We start from the raw sequence: 17734 nt of genomic DNA, 5'->3' as shown, positions 1-17734 counted from the left end.
TTCTGGCAAAAGTGCGGCACTGGTGTCGTCATCAATTGGCCGATTGCAGTTTTGATAGGAAATCCGACAAATCTTCTCCAGTGTCGGTTGCGCCAAGGCTTTGCAGGTAACGGCGCACCAACTTGCAAAACCTGTTTTGCAGAAAAGCCAGCCAAGTTCTCTGCCTCTCAAGCAGCACGAAGAACCATAGACGGTTGTACTGGGCACTCTGCCGAGGCTGAACATCGACGATTTGGAGGACGATTTTGAACCTGCCCTTATCAAAGAAGAAGGTGCTTGGTGTCGGGTCGTCCGAACCTACTGGACCCTGACAGTTACTGATCCGTATGTCTGGATGTCCCGGCACATGGGCAGGCAGTGATCTGAGCACTCGCTCTGGGATAGAATGGACACTGAGCATGGCGGCTTGAGAGAAGATCTGTCGCACCGCCATTCTGGCAACTAGCGATTCAGCTCACTTCCCAAACATCTTGTTCTCCTTGTCCCCGCCGCTCAGCACGTAGGCCACGAGATCAAGAATCTCGTCCTTCTTCAGCATGGCGAGGAGCATCGGCGGCATGGGGGAGACAGTGCTGAGCTCGATGCTCTTTACTTCCTTGCGGTCCACGTTCACGCGCTGATTCGGATCGGTGAGGTCGGTGTTCAGGGTCACGCCGTCGCCGCTGAGATTCACCACCACTCCGCTCATGATGGTGCCGTCGTTCTTGGTGACGATGATGGGGACGAACTGCTCGTTGATGACCTTGCTGGGGTTGATGATGTTGTCGAGCAGATCGTGCGGGCTGTAGCGGCCGCCGGCACCGGTGAGATCCGGACCGGTCATGCCGCCGGCGTTGCCGAAACGGTGGCAGGTGTAGCAGGCGGCGGCGGTGAACATCTTTCTGCCGTTCTCAAAGCTGCGGCCCTTCATACCAGTTTTGGAAGCGGCGCTGAGTTCGTCCAGCGTCCACATGGTCGGCGTGCGGCCCACGAACATGGCTCCGACGTTCTCGATGGCGCTCTTCACTTCGGGCTTCTTGGCGATGAGTTCGGCAAGCTGCGTGTTTTCTTCAGGTGTGAAGGTGGCGAGCGAGTCTTTGCGGATGAAGTCGATGAAGATGGAGAAGCTGCTGCCACCTTTGTAGTTGGCGGCCTTGAGGAAGAACTCAAGCTGCTGCGTGCGCAGCTCCTTGGTCCAGCCAGTCTTCAGGAAGCGCAGGCTGCGGGCATATTCGACCTGCGGCTCCTGGCTTTCCGCGGAAGCGATGAGGGCCATGGCTTTCGCTGCGGTGTTCGGCGCCTGGAGATAAGCGAGCGTTTCGGTGAGCAGCCAGTTGAGTTCAAAGTTGTCCGCTGGATACGCGGGATCGAGCTTGGCGATGATAGCAGCGACCGTGGCGTCATCTGGATTGCCAAAGCGGTGCAGGACGATCTCAACGAGGCGCACATAGGCCATGCGCTGCTCGTTGCTGAGTTTCTTGAAGTCGCGCTTTAGCAACGCGGCGAGGATTTCATCACGCCTGGCGGTGTTCACCACATGGCCTGCGGTGCGGTGGGTGGGGCACACGCCGGTCATGCGCGTCAGCGCCAGCAGCGCTTCGAGCTGCGCGGTGGCATTCTTTTCATTGAGCGCCTTGCTCTCCCATTCAGAGATGGGGTTGTGCTCCAGCACCGTGCGTGCGGCGCTGCGGATGAAGCGGTCCTTGTCACTGAGATGCGGCCAGGCAAAAGCGACGGCTTTCGGGTCAGCTTTGCCGTGGTAGGCGGCAAGCTCATGGCGCAGTTCCGCTGCGGGTGTGATCTTCGGCTTGGATGTCACCGGGGCTGTCGATTCCTTCCCGGTGTAGGTCACGCGATAAAGTCCGGACTGCACACGGCGGCCGCCGATGGTGAAGTACATCGCGCCGTCTTTGCCGATGATGGCATCGCTCACAGGCAGCGGGCCACCGGTGACGAATTCTTCCTTCGTTGCGGTGTAGGTCGATCCGCTCGGCGTGAGATGAACGGCGTAGATTTTTCCCCAGCTCCAGTCGAGCGCGTAGAAAGCATCCTGGTATTTGGCGGGGAACTTCGCGCCATAACCAAAAGTGCAGCCGGTGGGTGATCCGGGGCCGATGTTCAGCGTTGCGGGCAGGCTGTCATAGTAGAACTCGGGATACTTGCCCGCGCCGTTGCGCCAGCCGTACTCTGCACCGCTGACGACGTGATTGATGCGCGTTGGGCGATACCAGGAAGTGTTGAAGTCATACTCCATGTCGGCGTCATAGACGAAGAGCTCGCCCTCGCGGTTCACGCCGCCGTCGAAGATGTTGCGGAAGCCGTTGGCGAACTGGATGAATTCTTTTCCATCGGGGGAGACGCGATAAACATTCCCGCCCGGGGCCATGACATGGCGGTTGTGACCGCGACCGTCAGGCATGCGCGGCAGCAGGTGGTCATCTCCCCAAAGCTTCTGCACGGGCGAGGTCGGGACGGTTTCCGTGAGCACGGCGTTGTTGCCCGTGATGAGATACAGGCCCTTGCCGTCAGGAGTGAGTAGCACCGCGTGCACGCCGTGATCGCCGCCGGAATCAATCGCACGCAGCATTTCCACCTTGTCGGGCATGTCGTCGTTGTCGCTGTCAGTGATCCGGTACAGGCCGCTGGGGATCTTCTTTTCGTAGTCGTTCACGCCAACGTAGAGCGCGCCAAAGGCAAACAGCATGCCGTTCACCGCACGGATGTCGGCGGGAACCTTCTGCACGTCGCCCGGTTTCAGCGTCTGGCCGGGGGCGGGCATGTTGAAGCGATAGAGACCGCCATACTGGTCGCTGGCATAGATGCGGCATTTGTCGTCTGTGCAGAGATTCACCCAGGAGCCTTCATCGCCACCGGGAACGGAGTAGAGGAGCTCCACTTTGAAATCCGGCAGGGTTTTGATGTTGGTGACCGGTGTGGCCACATTTGCGCCGATGGCCGGACCGACGGCATCTGGACGTTTCGGCTTTCCTTTGGCGGCTGCATTCTTGCCTTTGGCATCGCCCTTGGCCGGAGCAGGTGTAGGCGCAGGAACCGGAGCGGCAGCGGGTGGCTGCGCTTTGCCTTTACCTTTGCCCTTCGCGGGAGCCTTGGCCTCGATGATCTGCGCATCGCTGGGGATGGCCGACTTTTCGAATGAGATGACGCCGCCGTCTGGCAGCTCCTTGAGCATGACGTCCTTGATCTGCACGTTCATGGCCGGACCACGATGAATCTGAAATGCGATCAGGCCCTCCAGCGCGCGCTTCGATTCCTCAAAGTCGAGCAGATCGATCGTCACCTTGCCGTCGATCTTGTGAATCAAATGATTCCCCTGCGCGATGACCGTGTACTCATGCCATTCCGCGATGTCCACCTTCACCGGCTCATGCTCGGAGGCCAGCCAGCGCTTGCCCTCGGGATCAATCACCACGCCCTGCCCGTTTTGCACGATGATGCCGCGCCCGCGTTCTTCATAGACCATCGCATTGTTCGGTGTGGCAGGGTGGATGTCGCACTGATAGCCGCCGATGGACCACTTGCCATTCTCCGGAAGTTCCTTGCTGCGGTACTGGATGCCCGTGTTGTTGCCCGTTTCCTTGATCTTCGCATGCAGCTCAAAGTTCTTCACCTTGCCACCGCGCCAGATGAGGAACTGATTGTAACTGAGCTGCTCAGGTCCGGTGGTTTTGCCGGTGATGCAGCCGTCTTCAACGCTCCAGAGCTCGGGGTTGCCGTCCCAGCCGGTGAGGTCCTTGCCATTGAATAGCGGTTTGAAGCCCTCCTGCGCGGTGGCGAAGGAGGAGAACAGAAGGGAGAAAAGAAGGAGACGGTTCATGGTTGGGCGCGTGGTAAAACGCGCCCGTCTGTCAAAAACTACCGGCAAAGGATGTGTCGGATTCGGCAAAACGACAACGCCGGGCCTGTGAGGGCCCGGCGTTGGGGGATCATTCGTTTTGTAGCTGCTGCTTACTTCATCGGATGCTGCTTCAGCAGCTCGTCGGTGGTGTAGAGCATCATGCGGCCGGGGTTGGCGTCGCGGATGGATTTGACTTCGGCGGGGGTGATGGGGTCGGCTTTGTTGCCGAAGTGGTTGCGGACGAAGGTGAGGACGCTGGCGATTTCTTCGTCCTTGAGCATGCCGCCGAAGGGGGTCATGGGGACCTGGCCGTTGTATTCTTTGTTGCCGACTTTGATGGGGCCCATCAAGCCGTACATGGCGATCTTGATGAGGCGGTCGCGGTCGGTGGTGATCCAGGGGCTGTTGACGATGCTGGGGAAGGCGGGGTCAAGGCCGGCGCCATTTGGCTGATGGCAGGTGACGCAGTGGCCTTCGCGGAAATAGATTTCCTGGCCGAGCTTGAACTGCTTCTTGGCGGCATCGCTCAGGTAGGCTGGAGCAGGCACGACGGGGTGCTCGGGCTTCACGACTTCTGCCACGCCGGCGAGGCGGTCGGCGGCGGTTTTGATGGCGGCTTTGTTCCAGTCATCCTGCGGAAGCTTGGCGGCGATGGCGACGATGTTTTTGGCGGCAGGAATGTTCGGCAGCCAGGAGGCGGCGACGACGGCTTCCAGACGCACGCGGCCGTGTTCATCGGCGGCGGCTTTTTCCAGCAGGGCCACGTGATCGGCGATACGGTGCGTGTTATAGCGCAGGACGCGCACGGCGGCGGCGCGGGCGTGGAAGTCGGGGGAGGCGAGCATCTCGCGCAGGAGGCCTTCATCGGCCTCGTTCAGGCCCCAGGTGGTCCAGAGGGCTTCGAGCTTGGCGTGAGTGTCTTTCTGCTCGGCGGCCCAGGCTTTGACGGCGGGGAGGACTTCCTTGGCATCGTGCGCGCGCAGTTCGCGGCGGGTACGGTAGCGGGTGCGGAGCTCGGGTTCCTTGAGGTTTTCGAAGAGGGTCTTGAGCGGGGCGCCGGCGACTTGCGCGGGCTTCACCAATGGGCGGCCGGGGTAGGTGATGCGGTAGATGCGGCCGTGGACGTGGTCGCGCAGAGGATCGCGTGCGTTGTGCTGCATGTGGCCGATGAGGACGTTGTGCCAGTCGATGACGTAGAGGGAGCCATCGGGGGCGAACTCGAGATCGACGGGACGGAAGTTCCCGTCCTTGCTGGTGAGCAGGTCGTGGCGGTGGGCGGTTTTCCAGCCGGTGCCGTTGTCTTCGATTTTGACCTGCTTGATGCCAAGGAAGCCGATGGCGTTGCAGTAGATCAGGTCGCCCTGCACTTCATCGGGGAAGTGGCGGGAGGAGACGACTTCGAGGCCGCTGGTGGGGCGGACTTTGTGGCCGTCTGGCACGAGGTCGGCGGTGGAGGGGGTCTTGCTGCCAAAGGAGGGTTTCACCTCCACGGGAAGAGCCCAGTTCATGGTGGTGCCGGAGGTGTGGAGGAGGAAGTCCTGGCCCCACTGGTCAAAAACGAAGCCCCAGGGATTGGGGATGCCCATCTGGATGGTGCGCTCCAGCATGCCACGCTGCGGGCTGTAGCGGAAGAAGCCGCCATCGACGCAGCGTACGGGGCCGTAAGGCGTTTCGATATTGGAGTGGAGGAAGACGCCCTCGCAGAGCATGAAGGCACCGCTGGGATCTGCGGTGAAGGCGCTGATGGCGTGATGGGTGTCGTGGGTGTCAAAGCCACCGAGCACGATCTCCATGCTGTCGGCTTTGTCGTCGCCGTTGGTGTCGCGCAGCAGGACGAGATTGGGCTCCTGGGTGACGTAGATGCCTTCCGTGGCGAACTCGAAGCCGATGGGCAGATGGAGCTTGTCGGCGAATACGGTTTCCTTGTCGGCCTTGCCGTCGTTGTTGGTGTCCTCGTAGATGAGGATTTTGTCGTCCGGCATGGCATCACCGGGGCGGTAGTGCGGGTAGGTGGGCATGGTGGCGACCCAGAGGCGGCCTTTGTTGTCAAAGGACATCTGCATGGGGTTCGCGAGATTGGGGAACTCTTTTTCGGAGGCAAACATCTCAACCTTGTAGCCTTCGGGCACGGTGAGGGATTTCACGGCTTCCTCTCCATACATGTACTTCTCACTGCCGTTCTTCACGCTCGGCACATAGTTCGTCGGCACGGGAGGCAGCGCGTGGGTCTTGCTGTCGTCCACCTTCAGTTCGGTGGTTTTGCCGGCGGCCACGGCGTGGATGAGGTTGTCGCGCAGCGCGGTCATTTCGCGGCTCTTCTGCACTTCATCCGGGTAGTTCTGCGGGCCGTAGGGATTGTAGCGGCGGCCGTGGGCGTGGACGCCGTTGAGGATGTTGTAGTCGGTGTTCCAGAACCAGTCTTTTTCCTTCACGGCCTCATGCACGAGCTTGGGGTCGGCCTTGGATTCACGGCTGGCGTGGCCGTAAAGGCCGGTGGCGAGGAGCTTGCCGATTTCTTCATAACCTTTCTCGGTGGGGATGAAGCCACCGGTGGTGAAGAATTCGCTGCCGCCTTTGGACTCGATCTCCTGCGTGGGAGTGAATAGATCGATGTAGGTGAGGCCGTGTTTTTTGGCGACTTTCTCGATGGCGGCGGCATAGAGGAGGAGGTTGGCGTTTTCCACATCTCCCTTGGGCAAGTCGCGTTTCGCGCTCTGATTTTCGTAGGCAATGGGGCTGACGAGCACGACGCGGGGGGCGGTCTTGCCGTTGTAGGCCTTGCTCAAAGTGTGCACCACCCAGGCGTCGAGTTCGGCTTCGAAGTTGCCCACTTTGGAGGGGCCGTCGAATGATTCATTGTAGCCGAAGAAGGCGACGATGGTGTCTGCCTGGAGATGGGTGAGCCACTGGTCGGGGGTGGAGTAGAAGCCCTGGCCGTTGTGGATGGTCTTGTCGGGGTGGAATTTCTCCGCGCCGGGGAAGGCCCACTGAGAGCCGCGTGAGGGATGGGGACGGAAGCCGGGGGTGTCTCCCACGTGGCCCATGTTGCGGAAGAAGAGGTCGCGGTCGGGGTAGCGAAGCTGCAGCTCGGTTTCGATCTTGCTGTACCAAGTGTCGCGCTCGGCAAGGCCGTTGCCGATGAGGACGATGTGCTCGCCCTTGCTGGGTGGTGCGACGGCTTGCGGGCGCGCGGCGGTGGCGGCGGAAGGTTCAGCGCTGGGCTGATGCGGGGCTTTGACTTCTTCGGGTTTTTTGGCGTCTGCTTTTTTGCCGGAGGTTTGCTTGGATTTGTCTTCGGGCATTCCCATCGAAGGGCTGCTCCCGGTGGCGAAGTCGCCGGGTTTCAGATTGCGCTGCTTGAAGTAGGCCGAGTCTTTGATGAAGCCGAAGGCGGTGGGATTAAAGGGATCGATGAAGGCGACGTCTGCCTTGGCAGGCACGGGCAGCTTGAGCAGGGAGTGCACCGCATTGACGATGAGGCGGCGGAGGTTTTCGTCGGTGTAGTCCAGGGAGGCACCCATGGTGGTGCAGAAGGAGCGGCCTTTGGCGCTGCCGTCCGGAGAGGTGTAGTCGTGCAGCCAGGCGATGGGCTGCATGGGGTCGTTCTTGGCGGTGGCTACGGCTTTCGATTTGGGATCAAGGGTTTCGGTGACCGCGCCGCGAAGCAGGATGGTGTCGCTGTCTGGCCTCACATCAGGCGCGCCATAGACGTCTGTTGTGCAGAAGATTTCGCCGACGCCGCGCAGGATTTCGTTCTGGCCGTTGGCCTCGACGACGACGCTGCGGGTGCCTTCCTTTTTGTGCGAGCCGTGGTGGCTGACCCATTTCTCGCCGAGGATTTTAAGGCCGAATTCGCTCCACTTGAAGTCGCCGGTTTTGGCACTGCCGGTGAAGGCGTGTGTGGCGGTGCGGAAACCGATGACGGGTTTGCCGGCATTCAGGAACTTGGCGAAGTGGGCGAGGCTGTCGTCTGGAAGCTGGCGGAAGCGGGTGCCGATGATGAGGAGGTCGGCGTCGTCGATCACCTCGGTGCCGCGGATGTTCTTCTGGTTGTTGGGGTCGATGTAGCCGCCTTTTTCGTCGGTGGAGAAAAGGACGATGCAGTTGAAGCCGTGGGTCTTGGCCAGGATTTTGGCCAGCATGGGCATGCTCTCCTCGGTGCGGTACTCCTCGTCACCTGCCACCAGGACGATCTTTTTGCCTTTGCCAGCGCCGACCGGATTGGCGGCGACTTCGAGATATTCCTGGGCGGACGCGGATGCGACCGAGCCGAGGAGGGCGAGGGTGAACAGGAGATGCTTCATGGTTGGAAAAAACGGGCGGGAAAGCTATTACCGCACGGGGCGACGAAACCGGACAAGAAAAATGTGCGTTTTGACACGGGATTGAACTTTCGGCACTGGTGATGCAAGCTTGACATCCAGACACGTAACCCAAATTCCGTGGTTCCAGTTTAGACTGGGTTTGGAACCCTCTTGCGGAGGGCCATGGCGACTCCCCGGAGCTGCCTGACACCCTTCAACCCAGCAAATCCTGGAGCGCGCTGAGAACCTGCTGAAAGTCCACGGGCTTGGTCAGGTGATATCTAAAGCCGGCGGCGAGAGAGCGCTGCACATCACTCTCCATGCCGTAGCCGCTCAGAGCGATGGCCGGGAGGGGAGTGGTGGTGGAGAGGGTCTTCATGAGTTCGAGGCCGCTGGCATCCGGCAGGCCGAGATCGCTGATGAGACAGTCGAAGGAGTGGGCGGCAGCCAGATCCAGGGCCTGCCCCGCGGTGGATGCGACCTGCACGTGGAAGCCGCGGGAGGCGAGCATGCGGCTGAGCACCGAGGCGCTGTCTGCATGATCCTCCACGAGGAGAATGGACGCGCCCTTGGCGGCGGCCGGGCTGACCGACCGGGAGGTGCTACGTGGCTGGGAGGTCTGCGGCGGCTGGGACTGACCGAGCGGCAGGCGGACTCTGAACACAGCACCGCTGCCTTCCGCGCGGTTGGCGGCCTGGATGGTGCCGCCGTGTGCAGTGACGAGGGCCTTTGAAATGGCCAGCCCCAGGCCGAGGCCGCCAAACTTGCGCGTCACCTCCGAGCTTCCCTGCTCAAAGGCGTCGAATATTTTCTCGGCGTTGTCCACCGGCAGGCCGATGCCGGTGTCCGCGACTTCGATCTGCACCTCCCCGCCGTCCCTGCGGGTGGTTACGGTGATGACGCCACCGGAGGGCGTGAACTTCACCGCATTCTTGAAGAGGTTCCAGAAGACCTGCTGGACCCGGCCGGCGTCCGCGCTGAGCAGGATGCGCTCCTGGGCCAGACGCCACTCCAGGCGGATGTGCTTTGCCTCACGCTCGGACTCGCAGGCCTCCGCGGCGTAGTGCAGCACCTCATGCAGGTCAATAGTGCGGGCATGGATCTGCAGCTTGCCGGTGCTGATGCGCGTGAGATCGAGCATGTCGTCAATGAGGCGCGCCTCCAGCTCGATGTTGCGCCGGATCATTGCAAACGTTTCGATGAAGTCCTGGTTCGTCACGCCGGTGAAATCCGTCTGGCTCACGGCGGTGAGCACCGGGGTCAGAGGGGTGCGGAGTTCGTGGGAAAGATTGGCCAGGAACTGGTCTTTGCGGGTGTTGGCGTCTTGCGCCTCCAGGTAGAGCCGCGCCATTTCGATGCGCTGCTCCTCCAGCAGGCGCTCCGTGCGCGCGCGGTAGATGGCTGCCTCGATGGTGCGGTGCAGCAGCTCAGGATTCAGGCTCTCCTTGGAAAGGTAGTCCTGCGCGCCGGTCTTCATCACCTCCACCGCAATTTGCTCATTTCCCGTGCCAGTGAGCATCACCACCGGGTAACGGCGCGGGCCGCCAATCTCACTGAGAGACTCGAGGAACTGCAGCCCGGTGCCATCGTGCAGGTGGTAGTCCAGCAGGATGCAATGAGGGTCCCACTCACGCACACGGTCCAGGGCGCCGTCCACGGAGTTGTGCTCCACAAACTCATAGGCCACCACCTCCACCCGGGCCAGGCTGCGCCGGCAGGCCTCACGGTCGATGTCATTGTCATCGAGGAGGAAGATTCTCAATTGCACGGTGCCTGAACCGCTCGGGGAAGATGTGGCCGGAATAGTCACTGGGGCTGAAATTGGAAGTAAAACGTGGTGCCCTGGCCAAACGCAGATTCAAGCCAGATCCGGCCGCCGTGGCGTTCGACGATGTTTTTGGCGATGGTCAAGCCCGCACCGGTGCCACCGGTATAAGCGTCGTGAGGGTGCAGGCGTCGAAACATGCGGAATATATCGGTGAAATGCTTCTCCCGGATGCCTATGCCGTTGTCCCGCACGTAAAAAGTGGGCGGCTCGCCCGGCTGCCCGGCCATGGAGCCCACCTCGATCCACTTGCGCTCGCTGTCGCTGTACTTGGCCGCGTTGGTGAGGAGGTTGGAAAAGACTTCGCGCGTCAGCACGGGGTCACAGGAGATGGTGGGGAGCGGGTGGGGACGCCGGACTTCGACGCCCAGCTCACGGAGCATGCCGGAGAGGCTGACGAGCACTTCATCCACCACCGTGTCCAGATTCACCGTATGAGCACTGATCTCCATGCGGCCGATGCGGGAGTAGCGGTTCAGGGTCTCGATCAGTTCCTTGGACTGCGCCACCAAGGACTCCATGGTCTGCACTTTGCGCAGAGCCTCGCTGGAGAGCTCCCGGCCGTGGTCCTCCCGCATGAAGACGAGGTAGTTCTGCAGGCCGCGCAGGGGTTCCCGGAGATCGTGCGCGGCGATGTAGGCGAAGGAGTTCAGGTCCGTGTTCCGGCGCTCCAGCTCCATGTTTTCGCTGAGCAGGGTCTGCGTACGGCGGAGCACCAGGGCATTGATGGCCAGCATCAGCTCCTGTGCCCCTCTGCGCTCCGCCTCTCCCCAGGACCGGGCGCGGCCGGTCACCTTCTCCTGCCAGGCGGCAAACGATTTTCTGGGGTTGAGGCGTTCATTGGCGTCCAGTGGCTTGTCGGGGCGTCCGGCCCAGGTGACGGTCTGCACCACCTCCGGGCGGAACCACAACAGGTAGTGGGGCTCGACACGGGAGAGCTTCACCGCAAGGAGGCCGCTGCCGGTGGCATGAAAGGCGGCGGCCGGCGGGTAGTGCTGAGAGAGTGCCTCGGTCTCAAAAACGGGGTTCAGCTCCTGCGTCTGCAGCCAGGAGATGAGGCCGCCCACCTGCTCCGCCGAGGGAGTTTCTCCCAGCAGGGTGGTCTGCTGGTTCACATGCACGGCGGCACCGCCCGCGCCCATGAACTCCAGCAGCTGCGGCGTGTACTTCACCAGCGCATCCAGCACGTTTTTCTCTCCGGCGATGACATCGAAAAAGCGCGACTGGATTTCGGTGGCCTGCACGTATTGAGACAAACGCTGCGCCTCCTGCCGGGCGCCGATCTCAAACGAGACCACCTGCCCGAAGATCTCGCATACGGCACGAATGGCAAAGGGCAGCACGCGTGGCGTGCGGTGGTGGCAGGCGATGAGGCCCCACAAACGACCCTCCACAATCAGCGAGATGGACATGGAAGCGGCCACATTCATGTTTCGCAGGTATTCCAGATGGATCGGTGAGACGCTGCGCAGGGAGACAAAGCTCATGTCCAGCGGTTTGCCGGTGGCGGGATTCACCACAGGCTCCACGGGCACGGGCTGGTAGGAGGAGCTGGGGATGAGGCGCAGCCAGCTCTTGCGATAAAGCTCGCGCGCCTGCGGGGGGATGTCCGTGGCGGGGAAGTGCAGACCGTCATAGGACTCCACCGGAGCGCTCAAGTGCTCCGCCACCACCTGGCCATGCCAGTCCGGATCAAACCGGTACATCATCACGCGCTCAAAGCCCGTAAGCTGGCTCACAAAGGCAAGCGCACGCTGGTGCTGGGTGGTGAGGTCTGGCGCCGCCTTCAGGTCTGAGAGCGCCTGCTGGAGGTGGCGGTGGTAGTGGGCGTCCTGAGGCCCCGCGGCTTCGAACTCCGTGATCAAGCCCGCTTCCGTGCGGTGAAGTGAGACATCGAAAGACTCCTGCCCGATTTCCACCGTGATGGGGGATGGAAGGACTTCAGACGCCCCGGCCAGCACCTGCATAATCCTGGCTGCCGCACCCGGCGCGACATCCTCCAGCCTCCGCCCGACGACGCCGGTGAATTTGCCGCCGAGAAACGCCCCGCAGTTTGCACTGGCCTGCACGCAGATGAGATCCGCCTCCTGCAGCACCAGCAGTGCGCCATGTGGCTGGATCGATCCAGGGATGTGGATGGGCTCGAGGCCGCAGCCGTCGAGCTGAGCGGGGGTCACAGGATCGTTCATTGGCGTTTGAGGAGCCAGCTCCCGAGCGTGTCGAAAGTTTTCACGGCCGCTGCGGTCATCGCATCGGCACCGGTCTCTGGAAGTGCGGCGAGCATGGCGCAAAACTCCCGCCAGCGCGCAGGCACGTCTTCGCCGTAGCTGGCGAAGTAGTGCCGGGCGTCTTCAGGGATGGCGCTCTTTGCGAGGACTCCCATGATGTGACGGCCGCCCAACGTCGAACCTTCCAGCACATAGGCGCAGCCAAAAGCTTCCGCCAAGGTGGCGGGCTGTGGGAAAGCGGTGCAGCGGGGAAGGGCCGCCACCTCGTTCTGGCTGCGACCAAGTGCACGCAGGTCCTTCCGCAGCATGGGCGGCTTGGCCCGTTCGCTCCAATGGAAGCCGCGCTCCTCCCAGCCAGGAATTATTTGCAGCGCTGCCTCCATGGGTTCGAAGAAGCCCAGAAAGCCTTCAAGGAGGCGGGTGTAGGTTTCACGGCTCGCGCAGGCCTTTGCAATATCGATCTGGTCTTCCAACTGCTGATGCGCGGCTCCCGTCGTGGCACGGAGTCGGGAGAGGATGTCTGAAGGCGGGTCTTGGGTCATGGAGGCGGTTACCCGTCGTTTGGTGCATTTTAAAGCCTCGCGGCCGGGGTCGCGAGTTAGCTGTGTACGTCCACATATCGCGAATGAAAAAGAGCGTGGATGCCTGCCGCTATTGAAGGAGGCGGGGGGAACAGCCGCGGAGAGCGGCTGAAGCGCAGGGGTGTCTTCATCGTGTTTATCATTGAACTGTTCTAAAGAACAGGCAAATATGGGAGGCATGCCCGCTCTGTACCTGAAAAAGACGCTCACTGACCCTTTGGAGGGTAAGGGACATTTTTCGCGCTGAAAAAGGGACGGCGCGGTCAGCAGGCGCGTAAAGCCACCATCCCCATGGACATCACCCGCAAACTTGAGATCCTGGCCGATGCGGCGAAGTATGACGCTTCGTGCGCGAGCAGCGGCGCGGCGCGGAAGGATTCCCGGGGCGGGACAGGTGTGGGGTCCACGGGCGGGATGGGGATCTGCCACTCCTACACGCCGGACGGGCGCTGCGTCTCGCTGATGAAGGTGCTCATGACGAACGCCTGCCTGTATGACTGCCACTACTGCATTAACCGGAGGTCCAGCAATGTGACGCGCGCGCGGTTCACGCCGGACGAGGTGGTGCAGCTGACGCTGGATTTCTACAAGCGGAACTACATCGAGGGCCTGTTTCTGAGCAGCGGGATCATCCGCAGCGCGGATCATACAATGGAGCTGGTGATCGAGGTGGCGCGCAAGCTGCGTGAGGTGCATCAGTTTCGCGGCTACATTCACTTGAAGACCATTCCCGAGGCCTCGCAGGACCTGATCGCCCTGGCCGGGAGATATGCGGACCGCATCAGCATCAATGTCGAACTGCCGAGCCAGCAGAGCCTGAACACGCTGGCCCCGGAGAAAAACCTGGCGCGCACGGAGCAGGCGATGGGGCATATCCGGGGCAAGATCGACGAGCGGCATGCGGAGAAACGCAAGCCGGATGCGCCGAAGCCGCCGCCCTTTGCCACCGGGCAGAGCACACAGATGCTGGTGGGGGCGGACTCTTCGAACGATGCGATGATCCTGGGATGTGCAAACAAGCTGTACACCGCGCACCGGCTGCGGCGCGTGTACTATTCGGCCTTCAGCCCGATCCCGGAGCCGTCGTCGATTTTGCCGCTGAAAGCGCCGCCGCTGATTCGTGAGCACCGGCTTTATCAGGCGGACTGGCTGCTGCGCTTTTACGAATTCAAGGTGGAGGAGATTGCCTCCGCGAGCGCACCGAATCTCGATCTGGCGCTGGACCCGAAGCTCTCCTGGGCGCTGCGAAACCGCGCCAGCTTTCCCGTGGACGTGAACAGGGCGCCGCGGGAGATGCTGCTGCGAATTCCCGGGATGGGCGTGCGCAATGTGGAGCGCATCCTGGCTGCGCGGCGCTACACCCGGCTGCGGCTGGCGGACCTGATACGCCTGCGGCTGCAGATGAAGAAGCTGCTGCCTTTCATCACCACGGCGGATCATCATCCGGCTCGGCTGGGGCTGGACAGCGACGCGCTGCGTGCGCGGTTTTTACCGCCGCCGGAGCAGCTTGAAATCAACTTTGACGCAGCGCCGACACCGGCCGTGAGCGACTTCCTCGCGGTGAGATCCGGAGAACTCTAGAAGGCCTGAGCATGCGCAGCGTCGTCATCGAACCTGAGTATGAAGCCTGGAGGGCGGCGGCGCGGCAGCTGCTGGCGCAGGGCGTGCGTCCCGAGGAGGTGCTGTGGGTGGATGATCAGCGGGAGGGATCGTTGTTTCTGAGTGAAACGCCTGCCGCCTACAACGCGGTGGGAGCAAAAGGGAATGGCATCAAAGTGCCGCCGGCGTTTCTGGACATGGCACGCAGCGCGGCGGCGCATACGGATGCGCGGCGCTGGGCAGTGCTGTACCGGGTGCTGTGGCGGCTCACGCTGGGAGCGGAGCGGCATCTGCTGGCAATGGCCACGGACCGCGATGTGCGGCAGCTGCAGGACTGGTGCAAGGCGGTGGGGAGGGACATCCACAAGATGCATGCCTTTGTGCGGTTCCGGCTGGTGGGCACGGATGCCGCCACGGGGCGCGAGCAGTTCGTGGCGTGGTTTGAGCCGGAGCACCGCATCGTGCGGCTGGCCACGCCTTTTTTTGAGAAGCGCTTTGTCGGCATGGACTGGTCCATCCTGACGCCCTATGAGTGCGCACACTGGGATGGGAAGCGGCTGCATTTCACCGAAGGCGTGCCGCGCAGCAGCGCGCCGGATGAGGACGCGCTGGACGATCTCTGGCGCACCTACTACCGAAACATTTTCAATCCGGCGCGGGTGAAGATCAGCGCCATGCAGTCGGAGATGCCGAAGAAGTACTGGAAGAATTTACCGGAGGCATCGCTGATCGCCGGACTTATTGCCGGAAGTGCGCAGCGGGTGCAGGGCATGCTGGAAACCGAGGAGCGGGCGGTGAAGCCTGCGCCCAACAATGCCTATTTAAAATCGCTTCACGCCCTGAATCAGGGCGAGGCCGCCGATGGAAACGACGAATGTGACCGACCATGAAAGGTGTGAAGAAACAGCATCTGCCGAGCAAGCCGTGCCTCGTATGCGGGCGCCCCTTCACCTGGCGCAAGAAATGGGAGAAAGTGTGGGATGAAGTGAAGTTTGCAGTGAGCGCTGCCGACGCAGCAAGGGAGCGCAGGGAGGATGATCACTTTGCCAGGGCGGTGATTTCCGCATCGCTCAGCGGTCGGTCCCAGAGGGCGAACTCGTCCATGGCGCCGCTGAGGTGGCGGATGGCGACACCTTTGGTAGAGTGGTCGTTCCAGTTGCCGAGTTCGGCGATGCCGATCTTTAGCGGACTGGTGTCTTTGAGCGGGGAGCGGGTGAGCAGCTCGCCGTTGACGTAGTGGCGGACTTCTTTGGCGGCGGGGTCAAACACGACTGCCAGATGGGTCCAGCGGCCGAAGCGTTCCGGTGTGAAGAGGACGGGCGTGTCGTGGTCCGCGTGGCCCACTCCCTTGCCACCGGCAACCCCGAGGCGGACTTTGCCATCGCGGGTGATCTGCCAGTGGATCTTGCGCTCGCCCCAGCGTTCGGACATGAAGAGGGAATTGAAGGCGCGGTCGAGGCCGTTCACGCGCACCCAGACGGCCATGGTCAGCGCCTGGGTTTCGCCAGGAATGTTGAGACGGACGCGGTCGCTGACGTTGCGGAACTCGAGGGCGCGCTTGCCGGGCCAGCGTCCGGTCGTCCAGGAGGCGCCGACGATGCTTCCGTCTTCGATTTGGGCACCGTTCACGGCGTGATTGCGCAGGGAGCGCGAGCCTTCGTCGTCCTGGAAGTCAAAGCGCAGGCGCAGGCCGGGGTCGGCGTTCAGTTTGGCGCTGGAGGCCAGCCATTTTTCAAACTGGAAGCGCTGGGACATCGCGCTGCGGGCATCGATCTCATTGAGCGAGGCAAAGCTGGAGGCATTGGCCGGGAGCAGGGCGGTGTTTCCCGCGATGGCCATGGCCTGGCCTTCTTTGAGCGACTTCATGGTGGCGGCGGGCTGATGCAGCTCCACCTCGCCTTTGAAGACATGCACCTCCTCATTGGCGGCGCTGACGTCCAAACCGAACTCGGTACCGAGATCGACGATGGTGCCTTTGGGAGTGTTGATGCGGAAGCCTTTGGCCTGCGGCGGCACCTGGGCGCTGAGCTTGCCACGAGTGCAGGTGGCCTCGCCGGAGGAGACGAGCTGGAGCTCGGCGGGGCCTTCGATCAAGACGCGGGCACCCTGATAGAATTCGATCTGGGCGATGCCGGATTTCAGCCTGAGCCAGCCGGGAGAGAGCGGCGTACCGGGGGCGAGGGTGGCGGATTCCCATTCGAGGTTTACGCCGCGTGTCAGCACCGCGACGGAGGCGGTGGTTTCCTCTTCCGCCTCGGGGCGCAGGTTCACGCTCTCGTTGATGAACCATGCGCCTAGTAGCGTGATGCACGCAGCCATGGCCGCCACGCTGGTGACGGTGGCGAAGGTGAAGCGGCGTTTCGGCAGCAGGGCGGGCCTGGTGATTTTGTTTTCTGGCAGCAGCGGCTTGGTCGCGCGCAGCATGGCGTCCATGTCGAAGTGCAGCAGCAGGCGCTCGCCGAGTTCGGGGTGGGTTTGCAGCAACGCGTGCAGTTCCTCGGCTTCGGCGGTGGTGAGCGAGCCTTCGAGGTAGTGCTGGATGAGGGTGTCGGTGTCAGGCATGGGCGGGGCCTCCCTGGTTTGACGAGCGCTCGATGCACTCGCGGAGTTTTTCGCGCACGCGGGAAAGGGCGCGGCAGACGGTGTCCGCTTTCATATTGATCTGGTCGGCGATCTGTGGCGTGCCGATGTCATTGTAGTAGTAGAGTTCGACGAGCTCGCGGCTTTTCTCCGGCAGCTTTTGCAGGCAGTTTCGCAGGACGCTGATCTCCTCCTCGTAGCGCGGCGGGGCTTCGCGCTCTTCGGCCAGCAGGCGGATGTGGTCGGCGAGTTTTTGCACGACTTCGGGCTGCTGCCGGGTGCGCTCGCGCCATTGCCGCAGCGCGATGTGGCGTGTCATGGTGGCGAGAAGCGGGCGTGCATCGGTGCTGAGATCCCACTTCGACTCCTTCGCCATGAATTCGAGAAACACCTGCTGCGTGATGTCCTCCATCAGCCCCGGCCAGGGTGCATACTTCAGCGCCACTCCCCTCACAAAATCGTGATGGGCTAGGAAAACCTGCGCGGCCTGGGTTTCGTGCGTGTTCATGGGTATGGCAGTATCTCACGCGGGACGCGGGAACCGGACAGGGAATTTTGTGCAAGGCGCCAGTCATATCAAAGGTATTCACGCGCATCCCACAGAAGCCGCTGAAGTTTTGGGTTATTACCCAACTTTCGCTGTCCGCATTAACGAAGAAGGCTCAACACACGCTCCGGCCACTCAGCCGTCGCGGCTTTCGACATCACACCGCCTTCGCGCAACAACCTCACCAACTTCAGCAGGGTTCGCACTGCATTGATGAGCGATGCCCCGCCTGACA

At 62.0% G+C, this 17734-nt stretch carries 10 protein-coding genes and 1 pseudogene; 3 read left to right on the top strand and 8 right to left on the bottom strand.

Going from position 1 to position 17734, the window contains the following annotated elements; translation table 11 throughout:
- Window positions 1–31: 31 nt before the first annotated feature.
- The 6 genes from ACILSR_RS09925 to ACILSR_RS09900 form a co-directional block, all read right to left on the bottom strand.
- On the bottom strand, window positions 32–400 hold the full coding sequence (locus ACILSR_RS09925; protein WP_395749605.1) for a hypothetical protein: 369 nt from the start codon (window positions 398–400) through the stop codon (window positions 32–34).
- 54 nt (window positions 401–454) lie between these two features.
- On the bottom strand, window positions 455–3814 hold the full coding sequence (locus ACILSR_RS09920) for a family 16 glycoside hydrolase (protein ID WP_395749604.1): 3360 nt from the start codon (window positions 3812–3814) through the stop codon (window positions 455–457).
- Window positions 3815–3945: 131 nt separating this feature from the next.
- Window positions 3946–8139 carry a PVC-type heme-binding CxxCH protein gene (locus tag ACILSR_RS09915; protein WP_395749603.1) on the bottom strand — a complete coding sequence of 1398 codons (4194 nt, stop codon included), beginning with the start codon at window positions 8137–8139 and terminating at the stop codon, window positions 3946–3948.
- Between the two features lie 214 nt (window positions 8140–8353).
- Window positions 8354–9901: a response regulator gene (locus ACILSR_RS09910; protein WP_395749602.1), complete on the bottom strand. Its 1548-nt coding sequence runs from the start codon at window positions 9899–9901 to the stop codon at window positions 8354–8356.
- A gap of 44 nt (window positions 9902–9945) precedes the next feature.
- Window positions 9946–12153 (bottom strand): ATP-binding protein, encoded by a 2208-nt coding sequence (locus ACILSR_RS09905; protein ID WP_395749601.1) that lies wholly within the window; start codon window positions 12151–12153, stop codon window positions 9946–9948.
- Complete coding sequence (locus ACILSR_RS09900; protein ID WP_395749600.1) at window positions 12150–12734, bottom strand: biliverdin-producing heme oxygenase; 585 nt, start codon at window positions 12732–12734, stop codon at window positions 12150–12152. The genes ACILSR_RS09905 and ACILSR_RS09900 overlap by 4 nt, the downstream gene beginning before the upstream one ends.
- Before the next feature lie 330 nt (window positions 12735–13064).
- Here ACILSR_RS09900 and ACILSR_RS09895 point away from each other — a divergent pair, with 330 nt between their 5' ends.
- From ACILSR_RS09895 to ACILSR_RS09885, 3 genes and pseudogenes are all read left to right on the top strand, one after another.
- Complete coding sequence (locus ACILSR_RS09895) at window positions 13065–14354, top strand: putative DNA modification/repair radical SAM protein (protein ID WP_395749599.1); 1290 nt, start codon at window positions 13065–13067, stop codon at window positions 14352–14354.
- Window positions 14355–14365: 11 nt separating this feature from the next.
- On the top strand, window positions 14366–15262 hold the full coding sequence (locus tag ACILSR_RS09890; RefSeq protein WP_395749598.1) for a TIGR03915 family putative DNA repair protein: 897 nt from the start codon (window positions 14366–14368) through the stop codon (window positions 15260–15262).
- Window positions 15259–15410, top strand: a pseudogene (locus ACILSR_RS09885) (DUF2256 domain-containing protein). Before ACILSR_RS09890 ends, ACILSR_RS09885 begins: the two are co-directional and overlap by 4 nt.
- On the opposite strand, the gene ACILSR_RS09880 reads toward ACILSR_RS09885, so the two are convergent.
- Complete coding sequence (locus ACILSR_RS09880) at window positions 15411–16934, bottom strand: LamG-like jellyroll fold domain-containing protein (protein ID WP_395749597.1); 1524 nt, start codon at window positions 16932–16934, stop codon at window positions 15411–15413. It lies immediately after the preceding pseudogene.
- Window positions 16927–17460, bottom strand: a complete 534-nt coding sequence (locus ACILSR_RS09875) for an RNA polymerase sigma factor (RefSeq protein WP_395749596.1) — start codon at window positions 17458–17460, stop codon at window positions 16927–16929. The genes ACILSR_RS09880 and ACILSR_RS09875 overlap by 8 nt, the downstream gene beginning before the upstream one ends.
- Between the last annotated feature and the right edge of the window lie 274 nt (window positions 17461–17734).

Origin of the sequence: Prosthecobacter sp. (assembly GCF_044222565.1) — a bacterium.
Classification (GTDB): Bacteria; Verrucomicrobiota; Verrucomicrobiia; order Verrucomicrobiales; family Verrucomicrobiaceae; genus Prosthecobacter.
The sequence above is the reverse complement of the archived record's forward strand: the minus strand, read 5'-3'. Positions and strand labels throughout refer to the sequence as shown.

Coding starts and splice junctions, on each gene's coding strand:
- ACILSR_RS09925 (WP_395749605.1), bottom strand. CDS start 400: ATGCTCAGTGTCCATTCTATCCCAGAGCGAGTGCTCAGATCACTGCCT.
- ACILSR_RS09920 (WP_395749604.1), bottom strand. CDS start 3,814: ATGAACCGTCTCCTTCTTTTCTCCCTTCTGTTCTCCTCCTTCGCCACC.
- ACILSR_RS09915 (WP_395749603.1), bottom strand. CDS start 8,139: ATGAAGCATCTCCTGTTCACCCTCGCCCTCCTCGGCTCGGTCGCATCC.
- ACILSR_RS09905 (WP_395749601.1), bottom strand. CDS start 12,153: ATGAACGATCCTGTGACCCCCGCTCAGCTCGACGGCTGCGGCCTCGAG.
- ACILSR_RS09900 (WP_395749600.1), bottom strand. CDS start 12,734: ATGACCCAAGACCCGCCTTCAGACATCCTCTCCCGACTCCGTGCCACG.
- ACILSR_RS09895 (WP_395749599.1), top strand. CDS start 13,065: ATGGACATCACCCGCAAACTTGAGATCCTGGCCGATGCGGCGAAGTAT.
- ACILSR_RS09890 (WP_395749598.1), top strand. CDS start 14,366: ATGCGCAGCGTCGTCATCGAACCTGAGTATGAAGCCTGGAGGGCGGCG.
- ACILSR_RS09880 (WP_395749597.1), bottom strand. CDS start 16,934: ATGCCTGACACCGACACCCTCATCCAGCACTACCTCGAAGGCTCGCTC.
- ACILSR_RS09875 (WP_395749596.1), bottom strand. CDS start 17,460: ATGAACACGCACGAAACCCAGGCCGCGCAGGTTTTCCTAGCCCATCAC.